The 26,272-nt window shown below is 69.8% G+C and carries 20 protein-coding genes and 1 tRNA gene; 14 read left to right on the forward strand and 7 right to left on the reverse strand.

Going from position 1 to position 26,272, the window contains the following annotated elements:
- Window positions 1-38: 38 nt before the first annotated feature.
- From Pth03_RS03730 to Pth03_RS03740, 3 genes are all read right to left on the reverse strand, one after another.
- A complete protein-coding gene (locus Pth03_RS03730; protein ID WP_203942668.1) occupies window positions 39-866 on the reverse strand; it encodes a class I SAM-dependent methyltransferase in 828 nt (275 codons plus the stop codon).
- Window positions 863-1,705 carry an alpha/beta fold hydrolase gene (locus tag Pth03_RS03735; RefSeq protein ID WP_203942669.1) on the reverse strand — a complete coding sequence of 281 codons (843 nt, stop codon included), beginning with the start codon at window positions 1,703-1,705 and terminating at the stop codon, window positions 863-865. The genes Pth03_RS03730 and Pth03_RS03735 overlap by 4 nt, the downstream gene beginning before the upstream one ends.
- Window positions 1,706-1,792: 87 nt before the next feature.
- Window positions 1,793-4,630, reverse strand: a complete 2,838-nt coding sequence (locus tag Pth03_RS03740; RefSeq protein WP_203942670.1) for an AfsR/SARP family transcriptional regulator — start codon at window positions 4,628-4,630, stop codon at window positions 1,793-1,795.
- Window positions 4,631-4,778: 148 nt separating this feature from the next.
- Between Pth03_RS03740 and Pth03_RS03745 the strand changes: the two genes are divergently transcribed.
- Both Pth03_RS03745 and Pth03_RS03750 read left to right on the forward strand, forming a co-directional pair.
- Window positions 4,779-5,999 (forward strand): glycosyltransferase, encoded by a 1,221-nt coding sequence (locus Pth03_RS03745; protein ID WP_203942671.1) that lies wholly within the window; start codon window positions 4,779-4,781, stop codon window positions 5,997-5,999.
- Between the two features lie 159 nt (window positions 6,000-6,158).
- Window positions 6,159-7,100 (forward strand): DUF8189 domain-containing protein, encoded by a 942-nt coding sequence (locus tag Pth03_RS03750; protein ID WP_203942672.1) that lies wholly within the window; start codon window positions 6,159-6,161, stop codon window positions 7,098-7,100.
- Window positions 7,101-7,203: 103 nt separating this feature from the next.
- Here the strand turns inward: Pth03_RS03750 and Pth03_RS03755 are convergent, their stop codons facing one another.
- Complete coding sequence (locus tag Pth03_RS03755) at window positions 7,204-7,686, reverse strand: Hsp20/alpha crystallin family protein (RefSeq protein ID WP_203942673.1); 483 nt, start codon at window positions 7,684-7,686, stop codon at window positions 7,204-7,206.
- Between the two features lie 165 nt (window positions 7,687-7,851).
- Between Pth03_RS03755 and cseB the strand changes: the two genes are divergently transcribed.
- The 3 genes from cseB (at window position 7,852) to Pth03_RS03770 (ending at window position 10,740) form a co-directional block, all read left to right on the forward strand.
- Complete coding sequence (gene cseB, locus Pth03_RS03760; protein WP_275413020.1) at window positions 7,852-8,517, forward strand: two-component system response regulator CseB; 666 nt, start codon at window positions 7,852-7,854, stop codon at window positions 8,515-8,517.
- On the forward strand, window positions 8,514-9,737 hold the full coding sequence (locus Pth03_RS03765) for a sensor histidine kinase (protein WP_203942674.1): 1,224 nt from the start codon (window positions 8,514-8,516) through the stop codon (window positions 9,735-9,737). Before cseB ends, Pth03_RS03765 begins: the two co-directional genes overlap by 4 nt.
- Window positions 9,738-9,861: 124 nt before the next feature.
- Window positions 9,862-10,740 (forward strand): D-alanyl-D-alanine carboxypeptidase family protein, encoded by an 879-nt coding sequence (locus Pth03_RS03770; protein ID WP_203942675.1) that lies wholly within the window; start codon window positions 9,862-9,864, stop codon window positions 10,738-10,740.
- Window positions 10,741-10,754: 14 nt separating this feature from the next.
- Here Pth03_RS03770 and Pth03_RS03775 read toward each other — a convergent pair whose 3' ends face one another.
- Entirely contained in the window at window positions 10,755-11,381 is a 627-nt protein-coding gene (locus Pth03_RS03775) for a TetR/AcrR family transcriptional regulator (RefSeq protein WP_203942676.1), read from the reverse strand.
- A 121-nt stretch (window positions 11,382-11,502) separates the two neighbouring features.
- Here Pth03_RS03775 and Pth03_RS03780 point away from each other — a divergent pair, with 121 nt between their 5' ends.
- Window positions 11,503-12,300: an alpha/beta hydrolase gene (locus Pth03_RS03780; RefSeq protein ID WP_203942677.1), complete on the forward strand. Its 798-nt coding sequence runs from the start codon at window positions 11,503-11,505 to the stop codon at window positions 12,298-12,300.
- 152 nt (window positions 12,301-12,452) lie between these two features.
- Complete coding sequence (locus Pth03_RS03785; RefSeq protein ID WP_239118731.1) at window positions 12,453-13,205, forward strand: alpha/beta fold hydrolase; 753 nt, start codon at window positions 12,453-12,455, stop codon at window positions 13,203-13,205.
- A gap of 219 nt (window positions 13,206-13,424) precedes the next feature.
- Here Pth03_RS03785 and Pth03_RS03790 read toward each other — a convergent pair.
- Window positions 13,425-13,510 (reverse strand) — tRNA-Leu (locus tag Pth03_RS03790).
- A 218-nt stretch (window positions 13,511-13,728) separates the two neighbouring features.
- Between Pth03_RS03790 and Pth03_RS03795 the strand changes: the two genes are divergently transcribed.
- The 3 genes from Pth03_RS03795 to Pth03_RS03805 all read left to right on the forward strand — a co-directional run bounded on the left by Pth03_RS03795 (window position 13,729) and on the right by Pth03_RS03805 (window position 17,964).
- On the forward strand, window positions 13,729-15,039 hold the full coding sequence (locus tag Pth03_RS03795) for a M20/M25/M40 family metallo-hydrolase (RefSeq protein ID WP_203942678.1): 1,311 nt from the start codon (window positions 13,729-13,731) through the stop codon (window positions 15,037-15,039).
- Between the two features lie 187 nt (window positions 15,040-15,226).
- The gene (locus Pth03_RS03800) at window positions 15,227-15,754 is read left to right on the forward strand and encodes a hypothetical protein (protein ID WP_203942679.1); all 528 of its coding nucleotides are present in this window, start codon (window positions 15,227-15,229) and stop codon (window positions 15,752-15,754) included.
- A gap of 230 nt (window positions 15,755-15,984) precedes the next feature.
- On the forward strand, window positions 15,985-17,964 hold the full coding sequence (locus Pth03_RS03805; protein ID WP_203942680.1) for a chaplin family protein: 1,980 nt from the start codon (window positions 15,985-15,987) through the stop codon (window positions 17,962-17,964).
- Window positions 17,965-18,245: 281 nt separating this feature from the next.
- Here Pth03_RS03805 and Pth03_RS03810 read toward each other — a convergent pair whose 3' ends face one another.
- On the reverse strand, window positions 18,246-18,431 hold the full coding sequence (locus tag Pth03_RS03810; protein ID WP_203942681.1) for a DUF5703 family protein: 186 nt from the start codon (window positions 18,429-18,431) through the stop codon (window positions 18,246-18,248).
- 283 nt (window positions 18,432-18,714) lie between these two features.
- Between Pth03_RS03810 and topA the strand changes: the two genes are divergently transcribed.
- From topA to Pth03_RS03830, 4 genes are all read left to right on the forward strand, one after another.
- Window positions 18,715-21,387 carry a type I DNA topoisomerase gene (topA, locus tag Pth03_RS03815; protein WP_203942682.1) on the forward strand — a complete coding sequence of 891 codons (2,673 nt, stop codon included), beginning with the start codon at window positions 18,715-18,717 and terminating at the stop codon, window positions 21,385-21,387.
- An 82-nt stretch (window positions 21,388-21,469) separates the two neighbouring features.
- Window positions 21,470-22,762 (forward strand): metallophosphoesterase, encoded by a 1,293-nt coding sequence (locus tag Pth03_RS03820; RefSeq protein ID WP_203942683.1) that lies wholly within the window; start codon window positions 21,470-21,472, stop codon window positions 22,760-22,762.
- A gap of 176 nt (window positions 22,763-22,938) precedes the next feature.
- Window positions 22,939-24,996 (forward strand): dTMP kinase, encoded by a 2,058-nt coding sequence (gene tmk / locus Pth03_RS03825; protein ID WP_203942684.1) that lies wholly within the window; start codon window positions 22,939-22,941, stop codon window positions 24,994-24,996.
- Window positions 24,997-25,040: 44 nt separating this feature from the next.
- Window positions 25,041-26,231, forward strand: a complete 1,191-nt coding sequence (locus Pth03_RS03830; RefSeq protein WP_203942685.1) for a DNA polymerase III subunit delta' — start codon at window positions 25,041-25,043, stop codon at window positions 26,229-26,231.
- Window positions 26,232-26,272 lie beyond the last annotated feature (41 nt).

Here is a 26,272-nt window from a genome sequence, read left to right on the forward strand (position 1 = left end):
GGCCCCCCCGAAGCGCCGGCCGTACGCGTGTGATCCCCCTACGGCGTCTGCGTCCAGGCTCCGTACTGGATCGGACCCATGACCTGGCTTCCCTGCTCGAACACGGCCGTCCGCAATGCGTCGGCGAGAGCGTCGTCCGGCTGGAGTCCCTGGGGCAGGGAGAGCCCCCACTTGGTCAGCGCCGGCTTGAGGCTCCGTAGCGACTGCGCCATCCAGTCGAACAAAGGCGACCCCTCGTGGGTGCCGACGATGCCCACGGCCTCGACCTCCGGGCTGGGCAGCCCGGCGTCCAGGAATGTGCGGTTCAGCTGCCGCCCGAAGTCGGGAGGCGTTCCGTGGGCCCGGTAGACCTCGGCGAGCAGCCGATAGCTGTCGTCCCACGTGGGACACGGCGGCCAGCTGGGGTTCTCGTTCGTCAGGTCGATCTCGTGGAAGGCCACGATCCCGCCCGGACGCAGAAACCGCGTGAACCTGCGCAGGATCTCCGCGGGATCGCGCTGGTAGAGGAGCACGAACCGGCCGACGACCGCGTCGAAGCTGAGCGACCCGGCCAGATCCTCCAGCGCGGTCACCTCGAAGGACACCGTGCCGGCCAGGCCCTCGGCCGCCGCACGTCCCCGCGCCTTCTCCACGACCACCGGGTCGCGGTCGACACCGAGGACCCTGCCGCGCGAGCCGACGATCTGCGCCGCCAGCAGCGACACGTCGCCTGCTCCCGAGCCGAGATCGAGGACGGACATGCCCGGACGCAGCCCCGGGGCACGCAGAAAACGCTCGGTCCACGGCCGCAGCACGTGGCCCTGGGCCATCAGGCGGCGATGCTCGAGGTCCGTGCTGCCGAGCACATATGTCGAGTTTCCCGTCACTTCTCGCCTTCCAGGGTGGGCAGCCCGGCCACCCAGTCGAGGACCAGCGCGTTGAACTCCGGCGCCCTCTCCTGCTGGATCCAGTGGCCGACCCCGTCCCAGGCCACCGCCCTGCTGTACGGGTGCGGGCTGACCGACTCCTCCCAGCCGAGATCGATGCCCTTCGCCTTCAACGAGGCTTCGGCCGACACCGTCAGCACCGGACAGGACCGGCGCCGCAGATAGTCCTCGCCGGCGGGACGGAGCGTCACCTCGTTCGGTTCGAACAGGCCGAGGAACACCCCGGAGACCGTCTCGGGGGAGGTGCCCAGCACCCGGCGGCTGTGCCACACGGGCAGCCATCCGAGCGCCGGGTCGATCTGCGAGGCTTCCATGCCGCCCAGGACGGCCGTGGCCACAGCGACCGGGTCGGGGCCGCGGAAGGCGGCGGCGACGCCCGCGGCGAACTCGGCGTCGAACCCGTAGCCGGGATCGACGGCCACGACGGCGCGTACGAGGTCGGGGTGCTCGACGGCGAGTACGGAGGCGACGGTCGCGCCCAGCGAATGGCCCACGACGACGGCCGGTCCCGCGTCGAGGCTGTCGAGCAGCAGGGCCAGGTCGTCCGCGAATTCCCGCGGGGTAAGGCCGCCCGTGACCTCCGTCGACCTGCCGTGGCCGCGAAGATCCGGGGCGATCACCCGATGGTGGGCGCCGAACGGTTCGATCTGCGCGGCCCAGTCGTGCGAGTCGCATGTGCCCCCGTGCACGAGCAGCACGGTCTCGCCGCCGGTGCCCTCGTCGGTGTAGAACAGCCGCCCGCCGCCCACGGTGAAGTAGCTCAAAAGTCCGTCCCCCACGAATTGGTGATGGCAGGGGAGACCGGATCTCCCCTCAGTTCGCCGGGAATCTAGGGGAGGTGCAGTGAACAAAAAGTGCCGAAGGGATCACCCCGCCTGTTCGAGGTCGCGCAGCTTGTCGCGGACCTCGTCGGCGGCCGGGGGATCGACGCCGTCCAGGATGGCCAGAGCCTGCCGCCAGACGGTTGTCGCCATGGGCTGGTCGCCGATGGCCACGTAGGTGTCGCCCAGCCGGCCGAGAGTGCCCGCTTCCTGGTAGCGGTCGCCGACCTCCCGGTAGAGACGGAGGGCGTCGTCGTAGCTGGCGACGGCCCGCCGGTGGTCGCCCAGGTGGTGGAGGGCGTAGCCGAGGCTGTCCAGCGCGCCCCCGACGCCGTAACGGTTGCCTCGATCCGTCGCGGCGAGAGCCTCCTCGAAGTAGGCGGCCGCCTGCTCGTGCTCACCCAGCAGGGCGTGCGTCCAGCCGAGGGCGTGCAACGCGCTTCCCTCCGCCGGGCGGTTGCCGGTGGCGCGATACAGCTCCAGGGCCTTGCCCGCCGCATCCAACGCCTCCGCGTGACGACCCTGCCGGTCGAGGATCCAGCCGTGGCTGCGGTGGGCGTGGGCCAGACCCGACCGGTCGCCGAGTTCGGTGAACAGGTCGAGGGCCTGCCGTACATGGACGTTGGCGTCGTCGTAACGCCCCAGGCGTGCGGACGCGCGGGCGAGACCTCGACGGATGTGGGCCTGCGCCGTGCGTTCTCCCGCGCGTACGGCGGCGGCCAGCCCGGCACGCTGCATGGCGAGGAAGTCGTGCCAGTGGCCCTGGCGGTCGAAGAAGCGCTCCAGGGTCCAGGCCAGCTGCCAGGCGTAGGTGTCGGAGCCGCCGCGGACGGCCTGGTCCACGACGGCCAGGAGCACGGAATGCTCCCTGTTGAACCAGGCCAGCGCCTGCCGGTCGTCGTCGAAGTCCTCGGCGACCACCCCGGCCGGGGCCGGAGGAAGCGTGGTCACGCTCCAGTAGGGGGAGAACAACTGCCCCGCGGCATGGGCGGTACGCAGGTAGTGGTCGAGCACACGCTGCGACGCGGCGTGCCGCTCGGCCTCCGAGTCGTGCGCGAGCGCGAGCTCACCGGCATAGGCGCGAAGCAGGTCGTGGCAGGTGTAGCGCCCCGGTGCGTGCTCGGTGAGCAGGCGGGCCGCCGTCAGCTCGGCCAGCAGCAGCCGGGTCCGCCGTACGGGCAGCCCGACGACGCCCGCGGCGGCCGGTGCGCCGATGTCCGGGCCGGGATGAAGGGCAAGGAGCCTGAACAGCCGGGCGGCGTCGGCGCTGAGCGCCCGATAGGACCAGGAGAAGACCGTGCGCACGTCGCTGGCCGGGTCGGGATCGGCGAACGCGTCGAGGCTTCCGTCGGTGTCGGCGAGTTCCTCCGCGATGGCGGCGAGCGGGAAACCGGGGTGCGTGGCGGCGCGGGCGGCCACGACGGCCAGGGCGAGCGGCAGCCCGGCGCACCTGGCGATGATCTCGTCGACCGCCTGGGGCGCCGAGGCCACCCGATCCTCGCCGAGGCGGCGGACGAGCGCCTCCCGGGCCTCCTCCGGCGACAGCGGGTCCAGCACCAGCGGGTGGGCACCCTCGGTGGTCACCAGGCCCGACATCCGGTCGCGGCTGGTGATCACCACGAGGCACCCGGGACTGCCGGGGAGCAGCGGCCGCACGTGCTCGGCGTCGCGGGCGTTGTCCAGCACGACCAGCACCCGCCGGTCGGCCAGCAGGCTCCGGTACAGGGCCGACTGGGCCTCCAGCCCGGCCGGGATCCGGTGCGGCGGCACTCCCAGGGCCTCCACGAAACCGCGCAGAGCCTCACCGGTGTCCAGGACGGATCCGGTGGGGTCGAAGCCGCGCAGGTTCACATACAGCTGACCGTCCGGGAAATGACGGGCGACCTGATGCGCCCAGTGCACCGCCAGCGTGCTCTTGCCTATCCCGCCCATGCCGCCGATCGCGCTGATGACGACGGTCTCAGGCGTGCGCCCGTCGTCCGGGAGCAGGGTGAGGACCTTGGCGAGGTCGGCGCGACGGCCCGCGAAGGCCGCAAGGTCCGGTGGCAACTGGGTCGGCCGGGCGGCCGGCTGGTGTGCTTCCCGCGTCGTACGGCCGGCCGGGCCCGCGGTGTGGACGGCCTGACCGCGGAGGACCTGCTCCTGGGCGGCGCGCAGCTCCGGGCCGGGATCGATGCCCAGCTCGTCGGCCAGCCGGGTGCGTACGGACTGCCAGGCGTCGAGCGCCTCCGCCTGGCGCCCGGCCGCGGCGAGAGCCAGGACCAGCCTCGCCTGCAGCGGCTCGTCCAGGGGGTGCCGCGTCGCGGCCTCCCGCAACGCCGTCAGCACCCGCTCGGCCGCGCCCTTGCGCAGCGCCAGATCGGCGGACTCCTTCACGCTCTCCAGCAGCTCGCGGTCCAGAGCGGTGAACACCGGGTGGGCCCGCACCTCCGCCGGGATCCCCGCGGCGGCCGGGCCCCGCCACAACGCCAGCGCGTCCGTCAGCAGGTCCAGGGAGCCTTCCCGGCGGGCGTCCTCGGTCATGCGGCGGAAGCGCAGCAGGTCCACCTGGTCCGGGCCGGCCTCGAGGCGCCAGCCGCCGGCGCCGCGGATCAGCCACCGTCCCTCCTCACGTACGGCGAGGCCCGGTTCGAGCAGCCGGCGCAGCATGCCGACATACCGATGGACGACGTTGACCGCGCTGGCCGGCGGATCCTCTCCCCACAGGACGTCGACGACCTCGCCGAGGGTCACCGGCCGCCCCGCGTGCACAAGGAGGAGCGCCAGCATGGCCCGTTGCTGGGGAGGCCCGGCATCCAGCTCGGTCTCGCCCCGCCACGCGCGCACCGGGCCCAGCACCGTGAACCGCACCGGTTCGGGCGACGCCTGACCTGACGCCGTCACCTCGCGCGACAATGGGTTCTCCGTCTCCATTCCTGAGTGGCCGCCGTGTGGTCACTCTTTACACACAAGGCCCGACCTACGATCACGGCCCAGTAAACAACGCGAGCGCCACAGCTCGTTGTTCCTCTTCCTGACACAGGAGTTAGCAGTGGCCGAGATCATCCTTGCCGCATCGCCCTTCCATGGGCATGTGGCACCGCTTCTCACCGTCGCCGCCGACCTGATAGCGCGCGGCCATGAGGTGGCCTTCCTCACAGGGACGAAGTTCAAGGAGCGCACGGAGGCCGCCGGGGCGCGATTCGTCCCGCTTCCTGAAGGGGCCGACCTCGACGAAGGGCAGATGGAACGGGATTTCCCCGGCCGTAGCCAGCTGCCTCCGGGACCGGCCCAGCTCGGATTCGACATCAAGCACGTCTTCGGCGACCCGGTGCCTGCGCAGTACGAGGCGCTGCGGAGCCTCCTGGCGGATTTCCCCGCCAGTGCCGTGATCAGCGACGGGCTGTTCTGGGGGGCGCTGCCGCTGTCCCTGGCGTCCGAGCCGGGAACCCGCCCGACCACCGTGGCCCTGGGTGTCTCGCCGACGTTCCCGGCGAGCGGCTGGGGGCCTGAGGTGCACGTCGACGCGCAACGGCACCTGGAGAAGGTGTTCCAGTCGGCGGGGGTCACCCTTCCCGGATTCGTGCTAGCCGGCGCGATCACCGTCCCCGACCACTACCTGCAGCTGACCGTGCCCGGATTCGAGTTCCCCCGCGATGACCTGCCGGGTTCCTTCCGTTTCGTCGGGCCGCTGCCGCCGGCCCCCGCCCCGGCCTTCGATCGGCCGTCGTGGTGGAAGGAACTCCTCGACGACCGTCCTGTGGTGGTGACCACGCAGGGGACGTTCGCCAACGCCGACCTGGGAGAGCTGGTCGTCCCCACACTGCGCGTCCTCGCCGATTCCGACGCCCTCGTCGTGGCCGCCACCGCGCGCCCGGGCGGCGCCGAGGTGGTGCGGGACCTCATGGGGGAGGTGCCGGCCAACGCCCGCGTGGCCGACTTCATCCCCTTCGACCTGCTGCTGCCGCACGCCGACGTCCTGGTCACCAACGGCGGCTACGGTGGGGTGCACACCGCCCTCAGGCACGGCGTCCCCCTGGTCGTCGGGGGCTCCACCGAGGACAAGCCGCAGATCGCCGCCCGGGTCGAGTGGAGCGGCACGGGCGTCAACCTGGGCACCGCCCGGCCCGATGACGCCGCACTTCGCACCGCCCTCGAGACCGTCCTGTCGACGCCCTCCTACCGGGCCCGCGCCCTGGAGCTGCGCGAGGAGTTCGGCCGCTTCGACGCGCTCCAGTCGATCGCCGATCTCGTCGAAGGATCGGCCCGGTAAACGGCCTGACACCACCCGGTATCTGAACGAACCCGGCCGGAAGCGCATGCGCTCCACGGCTTCTCCGGCATGCCCTCATACCGGGCATCGCCATGCACCTCAGAAAGGAAACGCGTGAATCTCAGCGGAAAACGCTCCGGGAAGAGACTCCTGGGGGCCATGATGTCGATCCTCCTTCTGCTCTTCTCCGTGGCCGTCGCGCCGGGCGCGCAGGCGGCAGAGAGCGATTACGGCCCGTTCGTCGGTGGTTACGGCGGCACGACGTCCACCACGCCCGCGGTGGTCTCGATTCCCGGCCGCGTCATCACGGTCATCAGAAACGCGGACGGCACGGTCTCCTGGTCGGTCAACCCGGGAATCAACACGTCGAACTTCAGGCCCATCCCGGGTGGCTGGAGGACGCCGTACGCGCCCACGGCGATCGCCTACAACGGCCTGCTCCACGTGTTCATCCGTGGGAGTTCCGACAACAGGATCTATTACGCCGTCCTCACCGACGACCAGAACAATCAGTGGACCCCCTGGAGGTCCGTGCCGACGGCGACCTCGCTGGGTTCTCCTTCGCTCCTTGTGATGAACGGGCGACTGCACGTCTTCTACACCGGAACGAACAACCGCTTCTACCGCCTCGAATATGACGGCAGCTGGCGTGTTCTGAGCACGGAGATCCCGGGAAACGGCACCTCCGCCTCTCCGCCCACCGCCGTGCTGTACGGCGGCGGCGGGATTCAGCAGGTCCTCCTGCTTCACCGCGGCAACGACAACCGCGTATACCGGCAGATATGGAACCCGGCCAACAACAGGTTCGACGGGTGGCGGGCCACGGGAGACGTCCAGACGACGGTGAGGGTCGCCGCCGCTGCGGATCCGGACTATCCGAACGTCATCGAGCTGGCGGCCCGGGGAACCGACGGGCTGGTCCGGCTGGCGACCCTGACGGACGATCAGCTGACCTACCCGTGGCACCCCACGATCGGCGGCAACTACTACACCGACGCGGCCCCCACGCTGTACAGCCCCGCGTCGGTCGCCGCGTTCGTGGTCTATCTGGTGATCACGCTGAGGGGTTACAACGACATGTGGATGAAGAGGGCGCTCTGACCGACTGACGGCGCCTTCCGAACGCGCTTAAACGATGAACGGGCCCGGCCCCACGTGGGGGCCGGGCCCGTTCGTCAGGGGTTGCCGGTCAGTGCGTGCCATGTCACGCGTCGATCTGCTTGCCGTCCTCGCCACCGGAGGTGACGGCGATCCGCTGCGGCTGCGCTCCGGCATGGGCGCCGGTCACGCGCAGGCTCAGGACGCCCGCCTCGTACGACGCGGTCACCGCGTCCGCGGTCACGTGCGCCGGGAGCGCGAACGACCGCTGGAACGAGCCGTACCGCACCTCGCGCAGCGTGCGCCCGTCATGCTCCTCGCTCCGCTCGTCGCGCCGCTCACCGCGGACGACCAGCCGGCCCCGGTCGACCTCGACCGCGACGTCCTTCTCGACGTCGATGCCGGGAAGTTCGACGCGGACGACCGCGTCGTCTCCGTCGCGGGTCACCTCGGCGGCCGGGGTGAAGCCGGTCGTCCGGATCGTGCCGAGGGAAGTCGCGGGAGCGAAGTGCGGGCCGAACGCCCTGCGCACCAGGCGGTCGAAGTCGGAGAACGGGTCGTTCCTGGTCCACAGCGTCAGGCTGCTCATGTGGTCCTCCACCATCAGTCGCTCGCCAGCCCTTGCGGCTGGCGTTCGTACTAAACATGAGTCGACCCGACTCAATTCCCGAATGCGAGGTGCGATTGTGGCGAGGGTGCTGAGCGACGCCGGCTTCGTGAGCGGGCCGTCCTGTTCGTGTGCGTAAGGTACAGAGTGCCCTTCATCCTGCTCGTCGAGGACGACGACGTGATCCGCAAGAGCGTCGCGATGGCTCTCGAGCGGTACGGCTACCGCCTCGGCACCGCCGCCGACGGCCTCAGCGGCCTGGAGTCCTTTCGGGCCGAGGACCACGACTTACTCGTGCTCGACGTGATGCTGCCCGGGCTGGACGGCATCGGCTTATGCCGCCGAGTCAGGGAGTCCAGCCAGGTGCCGATCCTGATGATGTCGGCACGCGGTGACTCTTTGGATGTGGTGTCGGGACTGGAGGCCGGCGCCGACGACTATGTGGTCAAACCGGTCGACATCCCGGTGCTGGTGGCCCGGATCAGGTCGCTGCTGCGCCGTACGACCGCTCCCGCGTCCTCACCCGGCGTGTTGAGGTTCGGCGACCTGACCATGGACCCGGCCGCACTGGAGGTGCGGCTCGGCGGGCGACTGGTCGAGTTGGCGCCGACCGAGCTGCGGCTCCTGCTGGAGTTCGCGGCGCATCCCGGGATAGTGCTGGAACGCGGCATTCTGCTGCGCAACGTGTGGGACTACGGCTGGGACGGAGACAGCCGCGTGGTGGATCTGTGCGTGCAGCGGTTGCGCAAGAAGATCGGCGCGGACCGGATCGAGACCGTCCGCGGGTTCGGCTACAAGTTGCGCAGGTCATGAAGCCGGCCTCGCTGCGGTGGAAGGTGGCGGCACTGATCGCGCTGGCCTGCTGCGCGGTCGTCACCGTGGTCGGGGTGCTGGTCCACCGCACGACCCTTGAGCGCACGATGCAGCTGGGTGAGGGCCGGGCACTGGAGTCCGTCGATACCGTCCTCATGCAGTACCGCGCGGGCACCGTCCCCCAGGGGCCTGTCGACTGGACCGAATGGATCAAATCTCCCGACGAACTGCCCTCGCCGCTGCGCCTGCGGCTGGCCGCGGGCTCGCCTGCCACCTGGTACGACGACCAGAACCCAGAGCAGCCGTGGATGTGGGCGGCGCAGTGGGTGGACGGGGGGCACGTGGCCACCTCCGAGATCGAGATGGGTTCGGACATGGCCGGGCTGCGTGCCCTCGACCGCGCCATGGTCAAAGCCGCGCTGACCGCCCTCGCTGTGGTGGTGCCGGTCTCGGTGGGGCTGGCTGAGCTGGCCAACCGGCGGTTGCGGCGCGTCGCCCTCACCGCCCGTAGGGTCGCCGACGGTGACCTGGACGCCCGGACCACCGCGAAAGGGCGTGACGAGATCGCCGACATCGCCGCCGCCGTGGACTCCATGGCGGCGAGCCTGCAGCACCGGTTGCTCGCCGAGCAGCGGTTCACCGCGGACGTCGCCCACGACCTGCGTACGCCGCTGATGGGTCTGGTCGCCGCGGCTGAACTGCTGGAGGCCGGCGAGGCCGCCGATCTGGTACGCGACCGAGTGTGGGTGCTGCGCTCGCTGGTGGAGGATCTGCTGGAGGTCTCCAGGCTGGATGCCGGCGCCGAGGTGGCCGAGCGGGTCCGGGTGCCGCTGGCCGAGCTGGCCGAGCAGTCCGCGGCCCGCGTGGGGGTCGAGGCGAGGGTCGTGGCTGCGGGTGATCCAGTGGCCGAGACAGACCCGCGCCGCCTGGACCGGATCCTCGCCAACCTCCTCCTCAATGCCCACCGCCACGGCAGCCCCCCGGTGGAGATCACGGTCTCGGATCACGTGATCGAAGTTCGCGACCAGGGGCCCGGCTTCCCGGCGGAGATCCTGGCCGACGGGCCGAGACGCTTCCGCACCGGCACCGCCGAACGCGGCCACGGCCACGGTCTGGGGCTGACGATCGCGCTGGGCCAGGCCGACGTCATAGGCGCCGCCCTGACCTTGGCCAACGCCCCCGGCGGAGGCGCTGTCGTCACCGTCCGCCTCCCTCGTTAGGCGGGTGCTGCGCTGATACACGGCTGATACACAGTCGAGCCTGGGCGGGGACACGGTCACGGCCGGATGGACACGTGGATGACGCAACGTGCCCGGTATGCGATGTTTCCTGACATTCATCCTTTTGGTTAGCGCCCTATCCGGCTGCGGCACGGTGCCGTCCGTCTCCGGGGCCGCTGTGCCCGGCGTATCTCTGCCGTGGCCGGCCGAGGGTCAGGCGGCGGTCGAGGTGGAGGGCGTGGGCAGTCTGGGCGTCAGCGGGGAGGCGAACCCGGTGCCCATCGCCAGCGTGACGAAGGTCATGACCGCCTACGTGATCTTGCGCCGCCATCCGATCCGACCCGGCGAGGACGGCCCGCTGATCACAGTGGACGGCACGGCCGCCGACGAGTCCTACGTGCCGCAGGAGTCCACCGTCCCGCTCAGGGAGGGCCGGCGGATACCGCTGCGCCGCATGCTGGAGCTGATGCTGGTGCCCTCGGGCAACAACGCGGCCCGCCTCCTGGCCCGCTGGGACGCCGGTTCCCAGGAGCGCTTCGTCGAGCGGATGAACGCCGCCGCCGACGGCCTCGGCATGGCGCACACCAGATATACGGGCGCCAGCGGCAGCGAGGACAGCACCGTCAGCACAGCGGCCGACCAGCTCAAGCTGGCCGAGGAGGCGATGCGCGACCCGGTCTTCCGCGAGGTGGTGGCCCAGGCCGACACCGCTGTCCCCGGCGACGCGGGAAGGCTGCCCAACACCAACACGTTGCTGAACCGGCACGGCGTCGTCGGCATCAAGACCGGTTCCGGCACCGCCGCGGGCGGCAACCTGATGTGGGCTTCTCGCGTACAGGGCCGCCTTGTGCTCGGGGTGATCCTCGGCCAGGCGGCGGGCACCAACCCGACGGCCGGTTTGGCGGCGGCGCTGGAGGCGGGAGGGAAGATGAGCGCGGCGGTCGAGCAGTGGCTCGGCTCGGCGACTCCCGTGCCGACGGAGGCCGGGGCCCCCGAGGCCTGAACCTCCATGGAGGATCATCCGTTATCGATCACCGCGCGACACGCGCTGTAGAGCGACCGGGCGACGATTTGCGGGTCGCCGAGGTAGCCGCCGACCATGGCGCCGTCCCGCAACATCACCAGCTGGTCGGCAACGCTTGAGACGTCGGTTACGCCGCTTTCCCGAAGCATCTCCTCAAAGGCGTCCCTGAACCATCGTCGATGAGCATCCACGGCCCGCCGGACAGGATGCTCTGCGTCCGCATACTCAGCCGCGGCGTTGATGAAAGGACACCCTCGAAAACCGGGTGAACAGCTCTCAGCGCCGATTCCCTCGGCAATGAGGCGGAACACCTCCAAGACGTTGCCCGCGGCGGCTTTCCGGGCCCCCCCGACGGCACTGCGTTCCCACTGGGCGCGACGCTCGAGATACGCCACGACAAGGTCGTCCTTCGTACGAAAGTGCCGGTAGAACGTCACCTTGGTGATCCCCACCCTGGCGATGATCTTGTCTGCGCTCACCGCCCGGATTCCCTGCGCGTAGAACAGATCCGTCGCAGCCTCGATGATGCGCTCTCGCACCGACGACTTGCCGGTGTGCTCGGGGGCGGTCGCCTCGACTCCAGCCGGAAAAGCGTCTTCTGTCACGGGGTGCTGTGCCATGTGGTTCACCATCTCATCCCCGGTCGACCTCTACGCCTCGTGCGCGCCTCACCCGCCCGAAGGCCTGCTACAGTCCCGTGTAGAGTTACTAGTAAGTCTACATGCGAACCGTGAGGGCACGATGTCCGTACGAACCCCTGTCGTCTTCATCCACGGCCTCTGGATCCACTCAGCCTCCTGGCAGAACTGGGTGGATCTCTACCGAGAAGCCGGTTACGACCCGATCGCTCCGGGGTGGCCGGGCGACTCCGATACCGTCGCCAAGACTCGCGACAACCCCGCCGCCACTGGCGACAGGGGCATCGACGACATCACCGCGAGCTACCGCCAGGTCATAGAGAACCTTGCTACCCGGCCGGTGGTCGTCGGGCACTCCTTCGGTGGTCTGATCGCCCAGAAGCTTCTCGCCGACGAGTACGCATCCGCGGGTATCGCGATCGATCCAGCCCAGATCAAGGGAGTCAAGGCCGTACCGTTCGCCCAGATCCGCTCCGGCTTCCCGGTGCTGTCCAGGCCGGGCAACAAGAAGAAGGCGGTCTCGCTCACCAAGAAGCAGTTCCGGTACGGCTTCGGCAACGCGATCACGGAAGCCGAATCGAGCGAGCTCTTCGATCGCTGGACCATCCCCGGCCCCGGCAGGCCGCTCTTCGAGGCGACCGCGGCCAACTTCAGCAAGGTCTCACCGGCGGCCGTGGACACGAAGAAAGGCGACCGCGGGCCGCTACTCATCATCGGCGGAGGCAAGGACAACACCGTCCCCGAAGTCGTCGCCGAGGCCGCGTACAAGCTCTACGCCGACTCGAGCGCCACCACTGATTACCAGTCGTTCCCCGACCGCGGCCATTCCCTGGTCTTCGATCACGGATGGCGCGACGTCGCCGACTTCACTCTCGCCTGGCTCAAGCGGCAGGGCATCTGACCATCGTTCCCACATGCCGCCTTTGGCGGCATGCCATCCCATTTCAATGGAAAGGAAATCCCGTGCAGTCACCATCGAAATTCTTGAAGCGCGGAAAGCGGCTTATGCTCCTGGGCTTCGCCTTAAGCCTCACGGCCGCGATCGTTCCCACCGTGACAACATCCGCATCCGCCACGACGGGCGTGAAATCCGACCACCCGAACGTCAAGCCGACCGTCGTCCTGGTTCATGGCGCGTGGGCGGACGGCTCGAGCTGGAATGGCGTGGTCAGCCGTTTGCAGCACGACGGGTACACCGTCGACGTACCGCCGAACCCGTTGCGCGGCGTTGCCGGTGACTCCGCTTACCTGGCGAGCTACCTCAAGACCGTCGCCGGGCCGATCGTGCTGGTCGGGCACTCCTACGGTGGTTTCGTCATCACCAACGCCGCTGCCGGCAACACGAACGTCAAGGCGCTCGTATACGTCAACGCCTACATTCCAGCGGCGGGTGACACCCTGAACGGACTGACCGCCCAGTTCCCAGGGAGCCAAGTCGGCCCGGACGCACTCAACTTCGTTCCATCGGCCGACGGCGTCGTCGACGCCTACATCAAACCCGCAATGTTCCGCAGCATCCTGGCCAACGACCTGTCGGCCGGCCGGGCCGCCGTACTCGCCGCCGACCAGCGCCCGCTCGCGGCGTCCGCGCTCACCGAGCCTTCCGGCACACCCGCCTGGGCCGGCATCCCCAGCTGGGACCTGATCGGGACCGCTGACCACGCACTTCCTGCCGCCGCGCAGGAGTTCATGGCCAAGCGAGCCCGAGCAACCGTGACGAAGATCAACGCCTCGCACCTGTCGATGATCTCCCACCCGAACATCGTGGACGACGTGATCGAGGACGCGGCACGCCACACCTCCTGAGACCCAAGCCGGGGCCGGTGTCCACCCATCAGTAGCGGACACCGGCTCCAAAGGCGCCGAAGATGCATTGGTAACGGCCCTCGGGGACCTCGTGAAGGTCCTCCAGGAAGCCGGCCCGACAGACAACGTCGAGATCGGGCTTAAATTGACCTACCGGCCCCAGAAACGAATTGTGGAGGCTCGGGTCGATCCCCGGCCTCCACATGTGCAAAAGGTTTGTGTCCGAGGGGGGACTTGAACCCCCATGCCCATCACTGGGCACTAGCACCTCAAGCTAGCGCGTCTGCCTATTCCGCCACCCGGACGTGGTGCCTGCACGCGAGACCGTCATCCCGCGTCGGCTGATACAGGTTAGCACTGTCCTAAGCCTGGTTCATACCGGGAATCAAGCGGCCGGAGGCTCGCGGCAGGCCCCTGGTGATGATCCAGGGAGGCCGACGGCAGGATGGAGGCGCGAGCCGTCGCGGCCGCATGCCGTACAAGATCGCGAGCCGGGGCCCGGCAGCGAGCGCGAGGAGGCGTAATGACCCCGTTGAACAGTGAAGATGAGGTCGTCGAGCTGTGCAGCGATCTCATCAGGATCGATTCGACGAACGCCGGTGACAACAACGGCCCCGGCGAGCGGAAGGCCGCCGAATACGTGGCGGAAAAGCTCGCCGAGGTCGGCCTGGAGCCCCGGATCTTTGAGTCGGACGCCGGACGCGCCAACGTGATCGCCCGCATCGAGGGCACCAGCCCCGAGCGAGACGCCCTGCTGCTCCACGGTCACCTGGACGTGGTGCCGTTCAACGCGGCTGACTGGCGGCATCACCCGCTGAGCGGTGAGGTCGCCGACGGCTGCGTGTGGGGGCGCGGTGCGGTCGACATGAAGGACATGGACGCCATGATCCTCGCCGTGGCCCGGCAGCGGCTCAGCGAGGGGCGGCGCCCGCCGCGTGACATCGTGCTCGCCTTCAGCGCCGACGAGGAGGCCGGCGGCCACTACGGCGCGCAGTGGCTGGTGGAGAAGCACCCGGAGGTGTTCGAGGGCTGCACCGAGGCCATCGGCGAGGTCGGCGGCTTCAGCGTGACCATGGACTCCAAGGACGGCGGCAAGCGGCGGCTCTACCTGATCGAGGCCGCAGAGAAGGGCATCGCCTGGATGCGGCTGACCGCCAAGGGCAGGGCCGGCCACGGCTCGATGCTCAACGACGAGAACGCGGTCACCGAGCTCGCCGAAGCCGTCGGGCGTCTCGGCCGCTACGAGTGGCCCGTACGGCTCACGCCCACCGTCCAGGCGTTCTTCGACGAGGTCTTCGAGGTCGAGGTCAAGGCGGAGGACGCGGAGGCGGCGGTCGCCGAGCTCGGCCTGCTCGCCCGCATGATCGGCGCCACCCTGCGCAACACGACCAACCCGACGATGCTGGAGGCGGGATACAAGGCCAACGTCATCCCGCAGGGGGCCGTGGCGCACGTGGACGGGCGGTTCCTGCCCGGCTATGAGGACGAGTTCTTCCAGACGATCGACGAGCTGCTCGGCCCCAACGTGACCAGGGAGTTCGTCTACCACGACGTGGCGGTCGAGACCACGTTCAAGGGCCCGCTCGTCAAGGCGATGGCCGACGCGCTGCACACGGAGGACCCCGGCGCCAAGACCGTGCCGTACACGCTGAGCGGGGGCACGGACCTCAAGGCGTTCAGCCGGCTCGGCATCCAGGGGTACGGCTTCGCACCCCTGCAGCTTCCCCCGGATTTGGACTTCTCCGGGATGTTCCATGGCATCGACGAACGGGTTCCGGTGGATTCGCTCCGGTTTGGGGTTCGAGTTCTTGACCGATTCCTCGATTACTGCTGAGAAATCTGTTGTGATCACGTGGTGTGCGGCTACAGTGACTCTGCGTTGAGGGCTGGAGTCGCACAAGGCGGACTCCACGGATTCGGGAGGCCGCGTGACGCGCACATCGGACAGGCAGTGGGAGGCGGTCTCGCCTGCCACCGCCCGATGTGCGTCCGCCGGCCTCCCGTCCGGCAGGGGAGGTCGGATGGCGCGGTTCGCGGCCGCCTCCCGGCTGGGTCCCCTTCTGGCCATCGGCGGGCTGATCGCCGCAGGATGGCTGCTCGGTGTGATCTTCGGTGTCTTCGGCACGGCGACGTCCGTGGCGCAGACGGCCTCAGCGCATGTCGCCGCCGGATCGGCGCTCTCCGATCATTTCCCCACGGCGGATGCCGGCGCCTCGCACGCGGCCGGCTCCGCCGGGATCCTCGAGAGTTCCGGTGATTTCCCCACGGTGAGTGACAATGCCCCGGCGAACGCCGAGGCCATGGCGGGGCGCACCGTCGACGGGCTGACCAGCCAGTCGAAGCCTGTGCTCCCCCCGCCGTCCACCGCTGACCACGCCCCGGAAAACCATGGGCTGGTCCCGCAGGCGGGCGGAGGATCCCTCATGTTCGGGGATGTCGCGCGGCCTGTTTTCGAGCCGCGTCTCACAAAGCTGACCGCCCCTCTGGCGGCAGTGGTTCCCCCGGTCGTCCGCACAGCGGCGGATGACCCTTCTTTCTCTCCTGACTGATCCCGCTTTCGTGCCGGGCGCCTCTGGATGGCGCGCCGGTGCCGGGGTCTGCTCTGCCGTACGTGTGGGCCGCTCGACAGCGGCGCCTATGGACGACGGTCCGGCAGTCTCCGCGTGGGTGATGCGGATTCTCTTTACCTCGTGACGTCCCATCCGATGGTGCCTTGGCATGGGCAAATGTCGCGAGTTGTCAGGAACACCCCCTAAATGAACCACTAGGAGCATTCATTATGCGTACGTGGGCGAAGGGTTCGGCTCCCGCGGCATTCCTGGCCGCCGGCGTCATGGCCCTCGGCAGCGGCACGGCTCACGCCGACACCTCGGGCGACGGCTCGATCGGCGGCGGCAACCAGCTCAACCTTCCGATCACTGTGCCGATCGACATCAGCGGAAACGCCATCGCGATCGCCGGCGACGCGGACGCGTCCTCTCGCGGAGGGGCGTCCGTCACCGGCGGCAACGGCGGCGGGATCTCCGGCCGCACCTCGGGCAGCCACAGCATCCTCGGCGGCAACCAGGCCAACGTGCCGATCACCGCCCCGATCAACGCCTGTGGCAACGCGGTGTCGTTGTTCGGCAACTCGGACGCGGGCTGCAAGGGCGGGTCGGCCGTCAAGGGCTCCGGTGGGAGCGGCGCGGGCCGCAACGTCACGTCGGGTCGTTCGTCCGTCCTGGGCGGCAACCAGGTGGTCGCACCGATCACGGCGCCCGTCAACCTCTGCGGCAACTCCGTGGCGATCTTCGGTGACGCCACCGCCGGTTGCAAGGGCGGGGCCTCGGTTCAGGGCTCCGGCGGGAGCGGCGCGGGCCGCAACGTCACGTCGGGTCGTTCGTCCATCCTGGGCGGCAACCAGATCGTGGCTCCGATCAACGCTCCGATCAACGTCTGCGGCAACTCCGTCGCCGTCCTCGGCCAGACGTTCTCCAGCTGCCGCGGCGGGTCGTCGGTCTCCGGCGGTCACGGCGGACACGGTTACGGCGGCGGCAAGTGGCACGGGAACACCGGCAAGTCCGGCCGCAACATCTCCACGGGCCGTTCCTCGGTGGGCGGCGGCAACCAGGTGGTCGCGCCGATCACCGCTCCGGTCGACGTCTGCGGCAACACCATCGGCAAGGGCAGCGCCAGCTGCGGCGGCGGCAGCACCGTCAAGTGGGTGAAGCCCCGCGGCGGCAGCGGAAGCAACGTCACCACGGGCCGTTCGTCGGTGGGCGGCGGCAACCAGGTGGTCGCGCCGATCACCCTGCCGATCAACATCTGCGGCAACGCGGTGGGTCTCCTCGGTGACGCGTTCGCCGCCTGCCGCGGCGGCGCGACCGTGAAGGGCGGCTGGGGCCGGGGCGCCGGGTACAACGTGACGTCGGGTCGTTCGTCCATCCTGGGCGGCAACCAGATCGTGGCCCCGATCACCGCTCCGATCAACCTGTGCGGCAACGCCATCGCCGTGCTGGGCGGCTCCAACGCCAACTGCAAGGGCGGAGCCTCGGTGCTCGGCGGCATCGGCGGCGGCTACAACGCCACTTCGGGCCGGTACGGAATCCTCGCGGGCAACCAGATCGTGGCCCCGATCACCGCTCCGATCAACCTCTGCGGCAACGCCGTCGCGGTCCTGGGCGACGCCGCCGCGGGCTGCCTGGGCGGCGCGAACGTCGGCGGTCACGACGGCCGCTACCACCGCTGGGTCCGCCAGCACCAGACGGGGACGACGCGTGACGCGATGTCGGCGACCCCGGGCGTGCCGGTCTTGTCCGGCCTGCGTGAGGCCAACGGGGTTCCTCAGCAGATGAGCGCCGCCGCGGTCCCGACCGCTCCGGCCGTTCGCGACCTGCCGAGCATGGTGGGCCTGCCGGAGCTGCCCGGCATCCCGGCCGTTCCCGCCGCTTCCCGTTCCGCCGTCGCGCCCGCGAAGAGCGGCTCCCCCGTCTCCAAGGTCGCCGGCGCGGTGCCGAGCGGCCGCCTGGACGAGGCGGCGCGCACGCTGCCCGGCAAGAACACCGTCAGCGGTGTGACCGACACGCTCAAGGTCGACGACCTCGGCAAGACGGCCGACGTGCTCCCCCTGGACAACGTGGGCCTGATGAGCGCGGAGCAGCCCGCCGGCCTGACCGGCATGAACACCGGCTCGCTTGTCGCCCTGCTTCTCGGTGGCATGTTCGCCGCCTCGGCGACCCTGTTCGCCACCACCCGGCGCTTCCGCCTGGGTCGCAAGTGACACGAGCGGAAGAAAATTCCGCCTCGGACGATCGAGACACCATCAGCTTTCCGATGGCCTGTCGCCGCGACTGGCGAAGTCTGGCGGAAAGTAACGAATATCACTCGCCCTCGCCAGGATGATCTGGCGATGAGCCGGGCGCCTGCCAGGCGTCCGGCCAGGGCGACCAGGGACGCTCCCCCGGCAGCCAGGCGGTGGTGAGCACGAATGCTTTGCCCGTTCCGGGGGCGCGGCCCGGGGCGGGCAAAGCGCTTTTGGTCACTCTGATGTGCGAATATTGCTCACATCGTACGGACTGCGCGTATCACCTTGCGGCGTAACCGGACGCGCCTGCTTCCGTCCGGATAAAGTCGCAGGCGGTCGAGCTCCCAGCTCCCGTGCTGGGCGTGCTCCGTGAGCGTCTGCCTCGCGAGCTCCCGCGAGGTTCCACGCGGCAGATAGATGTCCATGTAGGAGTAATCGAGCACAGCGATTAGTCTCCGAGGGGCGTGCTAGGGAACTTGAACAGCTCTATTCTGCGTCCTCGTGGATAACCGGTCCAGGCGGGTTAGATCCTCCGACAGAACCGGGTAGCCCGAGGGGGAAGGACTTGCGGCTCCAGGTACCGTCAAATCGGCTCTCTGCCCGGGCCGTACGGGAACGGTGCCGCACCGGCCGCCTGGGACCAGAGGGACGAGGGATACGCGAGGCCGGGGAACACAGACCCCGGACGCACGGGGAACGACAGCGAACAGCGAGGTAGGAAGCAGCGTGCCAGCCAACGACGGCAACGCCGGCGGAACCCGCCTGGTGATCGTGGAGTCGCCTGCCAAGGCGAAGACGATCGCCGGGTACCTCGGGCGCGGCTACATCGTGGAGTCCAGCATCGGCCACATCCGGGATCTGCCCGAGAAGGCCGACGACATCCCTGAGAAGTACAAGGGTGAGGCCTGGGCGCGCCTCGGCGTGAACGTCGATCACGAGTTCGAGCCCCTCTACGTCGTCAACCCCGACAAGCGATCGCAGGTCTCCAAGCTGAAGCAGCTGCTCAAGGAGGCCGACGAGCTCTACCTCGCCACTGACGAGGACCGCGAGGGCGAGGCCATCGCGTGGCATCTGCGCGAGGTGCTCAAGCCCAAGATCCCCGTGCACCGGATGGTCTTCCACGAGATCACCCCGCACGCCATTCAGGACGCGGTCTCCAACCCGCGTGACCTCAACCTGCGTCTCGTCGACGCCCAGGAGACCCGCCGCATCCTCGACCGCCTCTACGGCTACGAGGTCAGCCCGGTCCTGTGGAAGAAGGTCAAGCCGCGGTTGTCGGCCGGTCGTGTGCAGTCGGTCGCCACGCGGCTGGTCGTGGAGCGCGAACGTGAGCGCATGGCGTTCACCGTGGCCAACTACTGGGACCTCCAGGCGCTGTTCGACACGGGCCGCTCCACCGACGACCCGAGCACGTTCACGGCGACGCTGACCGGTGTCGACGGCAGGCGCGTCGCCCAGGGCCGCGACTTCGCCTCGACCGGCATGCTCAAGAGCGCCGACGTGCTCCACCTCGACGAGGCGTCCGCGGGCGCCCTCGCGGGCAGGCTCTCGGCCACCTCGTACGCCGTCAGGTCCGTCGAGCGCAAGCCGTACACGCGAAAGCCGTACGCGCCGTTCCGGACCACGACGCTGCAGCAGGAGGCGAGCCGCAAGCTCGGGTTCTCCGCGAAGTACACCATGCAGGTGGCCCAGCGGCTCTACGAGAACGGCTTCATCACCTACATGCGTACCGACAGCATCACGCTGTCGGAGACGGCCGTCGCCGCCGCGCGCGGCCAGGCCATCAAGCTGTACGGCTCGGCCTACGTGCCGGACAAGCCCCGCGTCTACACGAGCAAGGTCAAGAACGCCCAGGAGGCCCACGAGGCGATCCGCCCGTCCGGCGAGCAGTTCCGCACGCCCGGCGAGACCGGGCTGTCCGGCGACATGTTCCGGCTGTACGAGCTGATCTGGCAGCGCACGGTCGCCTCCCAGATGAAGGACGCCGTGGGCGAGTCGGTGTCGATCAAGGTCGCCGGCACCTCCAGCGCCGGTGAGAACGTGGAGTTCAGCGCCAGCGGCCGCACGATCACCTTCTACGGCTTCCTGAAGGCCTATGTCGAGGGCGCCGACGACCCGGCGACCGACAGGGACGACTCGGAGAAGCGGCTGCCGAACCTCACCGAGGGCGACCGGCTCACCGCGAGCGAGCTGACCGCGCTCGGGCACTCGACCAAGCCGCCCGCCCGCTACACCGAGGCGTCGCTGGTCAAGGAGCTGGAAGACCGCGAGATCGGCCGCCCGTCGACGTACGCGTCGATCATCGGGACGATCCTCGACCGGGGGTACGTGTTCAAGAAGGGCACCGCGCTGGTGCCCTCGTTCCTGGCGTTCGCCGTGGTCAACCTGCTGGAGCAGCACTTCGGCAACCTGGTCGACTACGACTTCACCGCGGACATGGAGAAGGTCCTCGACGACATCGCCAACGACCGGGCCGAGCGGGTGCCTGAGCTGCGCCGGTTCTACTACGGCGAAGAGGGCGACGAGGGCCTGAAGGAGATGGTCACCGACCTCGGCGAGATCGACGCCAAGGAGATCAGCTCGTTCCCCATCAAGGGCAGCGACATCGTGATCAGGGTCGGCCGCTACGGGCCCTACCTGGACCGTGAGGGCGCCCGGGTGAACATCCCCGAGGACATGACGCCCGACGAGCTGACCGCCGACAAGGCCGAGGAGCTGTTCTCGCGGCCGAACGGCGACCGTGAACTCGGCGTCGACCCGGCGACCGGCCGCACGATCGTGGCCAAGGACGGCCGGTTCGGACCGTACGTCACGGAGATCCTGCCGGAGGAGGCGCCTCCGGCGGACGGGAAGAAGCGCACCAGGAAGGCCGACGCCGTCAAGCCGCGCACCGGCTCGCTGTTCAAGTCGATGTCCGTGGACACCGTCACGCTGGAGCAGGCGCTGCTGTTGCTGACGCTGCCGCGGGTGGTCGGCGAGCTCGACGGGGAGGAGGTGACCGCGCAGAACGGCAGGTACGGCCCCTACATCAAGAAGGGCACGGACTCCAGGTCGCTCGCCTCGGAGGACGACCTGCTCACGGTCACCATCGAGCAGGCCAAGGAGCTGTTCGCGCAGCCCAAGGCCCGAGGGCGTGGACGTGCGGCGGCGGCTCCGCCGCTGCGGGAGCTGGGCGTGGACCCCAACTCGCAGAAGCCCGTCGTGGTCAAGGAAGGCCGGTTCGGGCCGTACGTGACCGACGGCGAGACCAACGCCTCCCTGCGCAAGACCGACGCGGTCGAGGACATCACGATCGAGCGGGCGGCCGAGCTGCTCGCCGAACGCAGGGAGCGGGCTCCCGCGCCCAAGCGCACCACGACGCGGCGGACGACGGCCAAGAAGCCGGCTGCCAAGTCCTGAGAGCACGCGGCTTTCCGGCCCGGGCGCACTTGTCGGCGGCACCTCGTAGCATCGTCGTCAGTTCGCTCGAGGGGAGATCGCCGTGGGGTTCCTGATCACCATCCTGGTGGTCGCCGCCGCCGCCCATTACTACCTGTGGCGTCGCCTCGTCCGGCCGGTGACACGGCCGGGGTCGCGGGCGCGCCGGGTGGCGGCGTGGGCCCTTGCCGCGCTGCCCGTCCCGCTGCTGCTGACCCGTCTCGGCGAGCGGTTCGGCACCGGGGTCGAGCACGTCCTCGCGTGGCCGGGCTACCTGTGGCTGGCCGTGATGTTCTACCTGGTGGTGTTCTCCCTCGTCATGGAGATCCCCCGTGCGCTGGCCGTCCTGGCGGTGCGGCAGCGGGAGCGGGCCTCCGGCCTCGCCTCTGCGGACGCGCCGCCCGTGGCCGCCCTGGCTGCTCCCGGCGCCTCCACCGCGGGGTCTCCCGCCGAGATCATCGGTGAGGAGCGGCCCGACCTGACTGCGGGCGTGGAAGGGGCCGGGGGGATCGACCGGCGGATGTTCATCTCCCGCGCGGCCACCGCGATCGTGGGCACGGGTGCGCTCGCCACCGTCGGGTACGGCATGGCCACCGCCTTGGGCGACCCCGTGATCGAGCGGGTCCCGATCCGCCTGCCGCGGCTCGACCCGCGGATGAGCGGACTTCGGATCGCGGTCGTCAGCGACATCCACCTCGGCCCGCTGACGGGCAGGGGGCACACCGAGCGCATCGTCCGGATGATCAACGGGCTCCAGGCCGACGTGGTCACGATCGTGGGCGACCTGGTCGACGGCACCGTCGCGGAGTTGGGCCCGCTGGCAGTCCCCCTCAAGGACCTGGAATCCCGGTACGGGTCCTATTTCGTGACCGGCAACCACGAATACTTCACGTCGGGCGGGCCCCAGCAGTGGATCGACGAGCTGGGTTCCCTGGGGGTGCGGTCGCTGCGCAACGAGCGGGTGGAGATCAGGCACGCGGGAGCCGTGCTCGATCTCGCCGGGGTGAACGACCTGGGCGGCACCGGCATCGGCGACGGGCCCGACTTCGGCAAGGCCCTGGCCGGCCGGGACGCGGCGCGGCCGGTCGTGCTGCTCGCCCACCAGCCGGTGCAGGTCGCCACGGCGGCCGGTCACGGGGTCGACCTGCAGCTCTCCGGGCACACCCATGGGGGGCAGATGGCCCCGTTCAACGCGATCGTCAAGCTGCAGCAGCCCGTGGTCTCCGGTCTGGCGCAATTCCCCCGATCCGGCGGCGGGGAGACCCAGCTGTACGTTACCCGGGGCGCCGGATTCTGGGGGCCGCCGGTGCGCGTCGGCGCTCCGCCGGAGATCACTCTCGTCGAGTTGTACACGTGATCGGCAGGCCGGTCGGACGCGTCCTGCGGAGGTTTCAACAACGCGTATGACCGATCCTTGCGTTCAGCGGTGCGGGACAGGGCGGGACGTAATACCCTCAAGCGCGAGCAGGTGGGGCATACCGCTCCACTCGCTCTTTCCCCCCAGCCCAGCGAGCACCTGGATACGCTGACATCATGAGCACCCCTGGCCGGGCAGCCAAGCGACGCAAGACGTCGCACGTGCTGGCGATCGCTCCGTTCCGCAGGCTCTGGACGGCGATGGGGGTGTGCAGCCTCGGCGACTGGCTCAACATCATCGCCCTGACGGCCCTCGCGGGTAACCTCACCCAGAGCTCCGGCTTCCAGACGCAGAGCCTGGCCGTCGGCGGCGTCTTCGTCGCCAAGCTGCTGCCGGCCATCCTGCTGGGGCCGGTCGCGGGTAGTCTGGCCGGCCGCCTGGACCGCCGCACCGCGATGGTCGTGGCCGACATCGTGCGATTCGCCGTCGTCCTGTCGATCCCTCTGGTCGGCAACTACCAGTGGGTGATCATCGCCGCCCTTCTCGTGGAGTTCGCGAGCCTGTTGTGGGTGCCGGCCAAGGACGCGACCGTCCGCGACCTCGTGCCGGCGGATCAGGTGGAGGAGGCCAATCGGCTGAGCCTCCTGGTCACGTACGCCTCGGCCCCGATCGCGGCCGCACTGTTCGCGATCGTGTCGGCTCTGACGAGCATGGTGGCGAGCGCGGTCCCCGGCTCCGCGGTGAAGCCCACCGATCTGGCGCTCGGCATCAACGCCCTCGCGTACCTCGTCTCCGCGATCATGATCTTCACCCTTCGGGCCATCCCCTCCGGGCCGACGGGCCGCGCGCCAGCGGCCTCGGTGCTGGGCCAGATCGCCGACGGCAGGCGCTCCATCGGGAGCAACCGGGTCGTCCGCGGCCTGATCTCCGGCATGCTGAGCGCCTTCGCCGCGGGGGGCGCCGTGGTGGGCGTCGCCAAGGTCTATGTGGGCTCCCTGGGCGGGGGTGACGCCGGATACGGCGCCGTGTTCTGCGCGGTGTTCCTCGGCATGGGGCTCGGCATGTTCTTCGGGCTGCGCCTGCTCGGCGGGTTGTCGCGGCGCCGCATGTTCGGCCTGTCGATCGTCTTGGCCGGCCTCGCACTGGCGGCCATCGCGGTGATCCACGACCTGGTGATCGTCGTCATGCTGAGCGTGGTGCTCGGCGCCTGCGCGGGCATTGCGTGGATCATCGGCTACACGATGATCGGTCTCGAGGTCGAAGACGCCCTGCGTGGCCGTACCTTCGCCTATCTGCAGTCGCTGGCCCGCGTCGTGCTGCTGGTCGTGGTCGCCGTGGCCTCCGCGCTGGCCGCCGTCTTCGGCAGCCATCTGCTCGCCGTAGGGGGGATCACCTACCTGTTCGACGGCTCCAACGTGGTGCTCCTCCTGGCCGCGTTGGCCGCGGTGATCGTCGGGTTGCTCGCGTTCCGCACCATGGACGACCGGCGCGGTATCCCGATCAGCGTCGACCTGCTCGCCGCGCTGCGAGGAGAGAAGTTCGTGCCCGAGGACGACGAGCAGCCTCGTGGGTTGTTCGTGGCCTTCGAGGGCGGCGAAGGGTCGGGCAAGACGACGCAGTCGCGGCTGCTGGCCATCTGGCTGCGCGATCAGGGATTCGACGTGGTGCAGACCCGCGAGCCCGGCTCCACCAAGGTGGGCATGCGGTTGCGGGCCATCCTTCTGGACGCCGCGCATCAGGGCCTGTCGGCCCGCGCGGAGACGCTTCTTTACGCCGCCGACCGGGCGGAGCACGTCGAGAAGGTCATCCGCCCGGCGCTCAACCGGGGGTCCACGGTCGTCTGCGACCGCTATGTCGACTCGTCCCTCGCCTACCAGGGGGCGGGCCGGGCCCTGGAGGCCGAAGAGGTGGCGAGCGTCAACGCCTGGGCGACCGGCGGGCTGCTCCCGGACCTCACCGTGCTGATCGACGTGCCGCCGTCGGTGGGTCTGCGCAGGATGGCCTCCCCGGCCGACCGGATCGAAGCCGAGCCGCTGGAGTTCCATGAGCGGGTCAGGCGGGAGTTCCGGACGCTGGCCGCCGCCGACCCCGAGCGTTATCTCGTGGTGGACGGCACACTGACGCAGGAGGAGATCTCCCGCCTCATCCAGGACCGGGTCCGCGAGGTGCTTCCCGACCCCGTGCCCCACGAGGCCGAAGCCGCCACGGGCACCATTCCCGCCATCCGCGACTGAGCGAGGCCGGGAGGCCCGGCGAGATCAGACGGTAGGTTGGTGGCGTGAGCGTCTTCGGTGATCTGGTGGGGCAGGAGCGGGCCGTCGCCGTGCTCCAGAAGGCCGCCGCGGCCGCCGCCGACGCCCTCGCCGGGGGTCGCGGGGCCGGCATGACCCACGCCTGGCTCTTCACCGGGCCGCCGGGATCAGGCCGTTCCAACGCCGCGCGTGCGTTCGCCGCCTCGCTCCTCTGTCCCGATCAGGGGTGCGGCCACTGCGACTTCTGCCACCAGGTCGACATCGGCTCGCATCCCGACCTGACCTGGGTGCGCCCCGAGGGCCTTTCCTACAGCGCGAAGCAGACGCGCGACCTGGTGCTCAAGGGCGCGGGGGCGCCGACGCTGGGACGCTGGCGGATCGTCTTGTTCGAAGACGCCGACCGGGCGACGGAGGCCGCCGCCAACGCTCTGCTCAAGGCCATCGAGGAGCCCCCGCCGCGGACCGTCTGGCTGCTGTGCGCGCCCTCGCCCGACGACATGATCACCACGATCAGGTCCCGCTGCTGGGTCGTGACGCTCCGTACGCCCGCCACCGAGGCCGTCGCCCACGTGCTGATGACCAAGGACGACGTGCCCGCCGACACCGCGACCTTCGCCGCCCGCGCCGCCCAGGGGCACATCGGCCGGGCCCGCCGGCTGGCCCTCGACCCGGAGGTACGGCGGCGCAGGGACGACGTGTTGTCCATCCCCAAATCCCTCACCGGTGTGGGGGAGTGCATCACCGCCGCCGAACGGCTCGTCAAGACCTCGACGGAGGACGCGGACGCCGCGACGGCCGCACTCAACGAGGTCGAGACGGCCGAGCTGCGCAAGGTCTACGGCGAAGGCTCGTCAGGCAAAGGGCTCAACAAGGGCCTGGTCCGCGGCGGCGCGGGCGCGCTGAAGGAACTCGAGTCGATGCAGAAGTCGCGGGCCACCCGGATCAAGCGCGACTCGCTGGACATCGCCCTGCTCGATCTCGTGGCGTTCTACCGCGACGTGCTGGCCGTGCAGTTCGGCGCGGCCGTCGAACTGGCCAACGAGGACCGGCGCCACGACATCGAGACCCTCGCGCGGAACTCCTCGCCCGCCGACACGCTTCGCCGTACGGACGCGATCATGTTGTGCCGGGAACGGCTGGCGGCGAACGTGAATCCCCAGATCGCGGTGGAGGCCATGACACTCGCGCTGCGCTCGCCCGGCTCGGCGGTTCTTTGATAGGCAAGCCGAGGGCCTGACCTGTCGTGCCATGGGACACG

This window comes from Planotetraspora thailandica, assembly GCF_016863335.1.
GTDB lineage: Bacteria > Actinomycetota > Actinomycetes > Streptosporangiales > Streptosporangiaceae > Planotetraspora > Planotetraspora thailandica.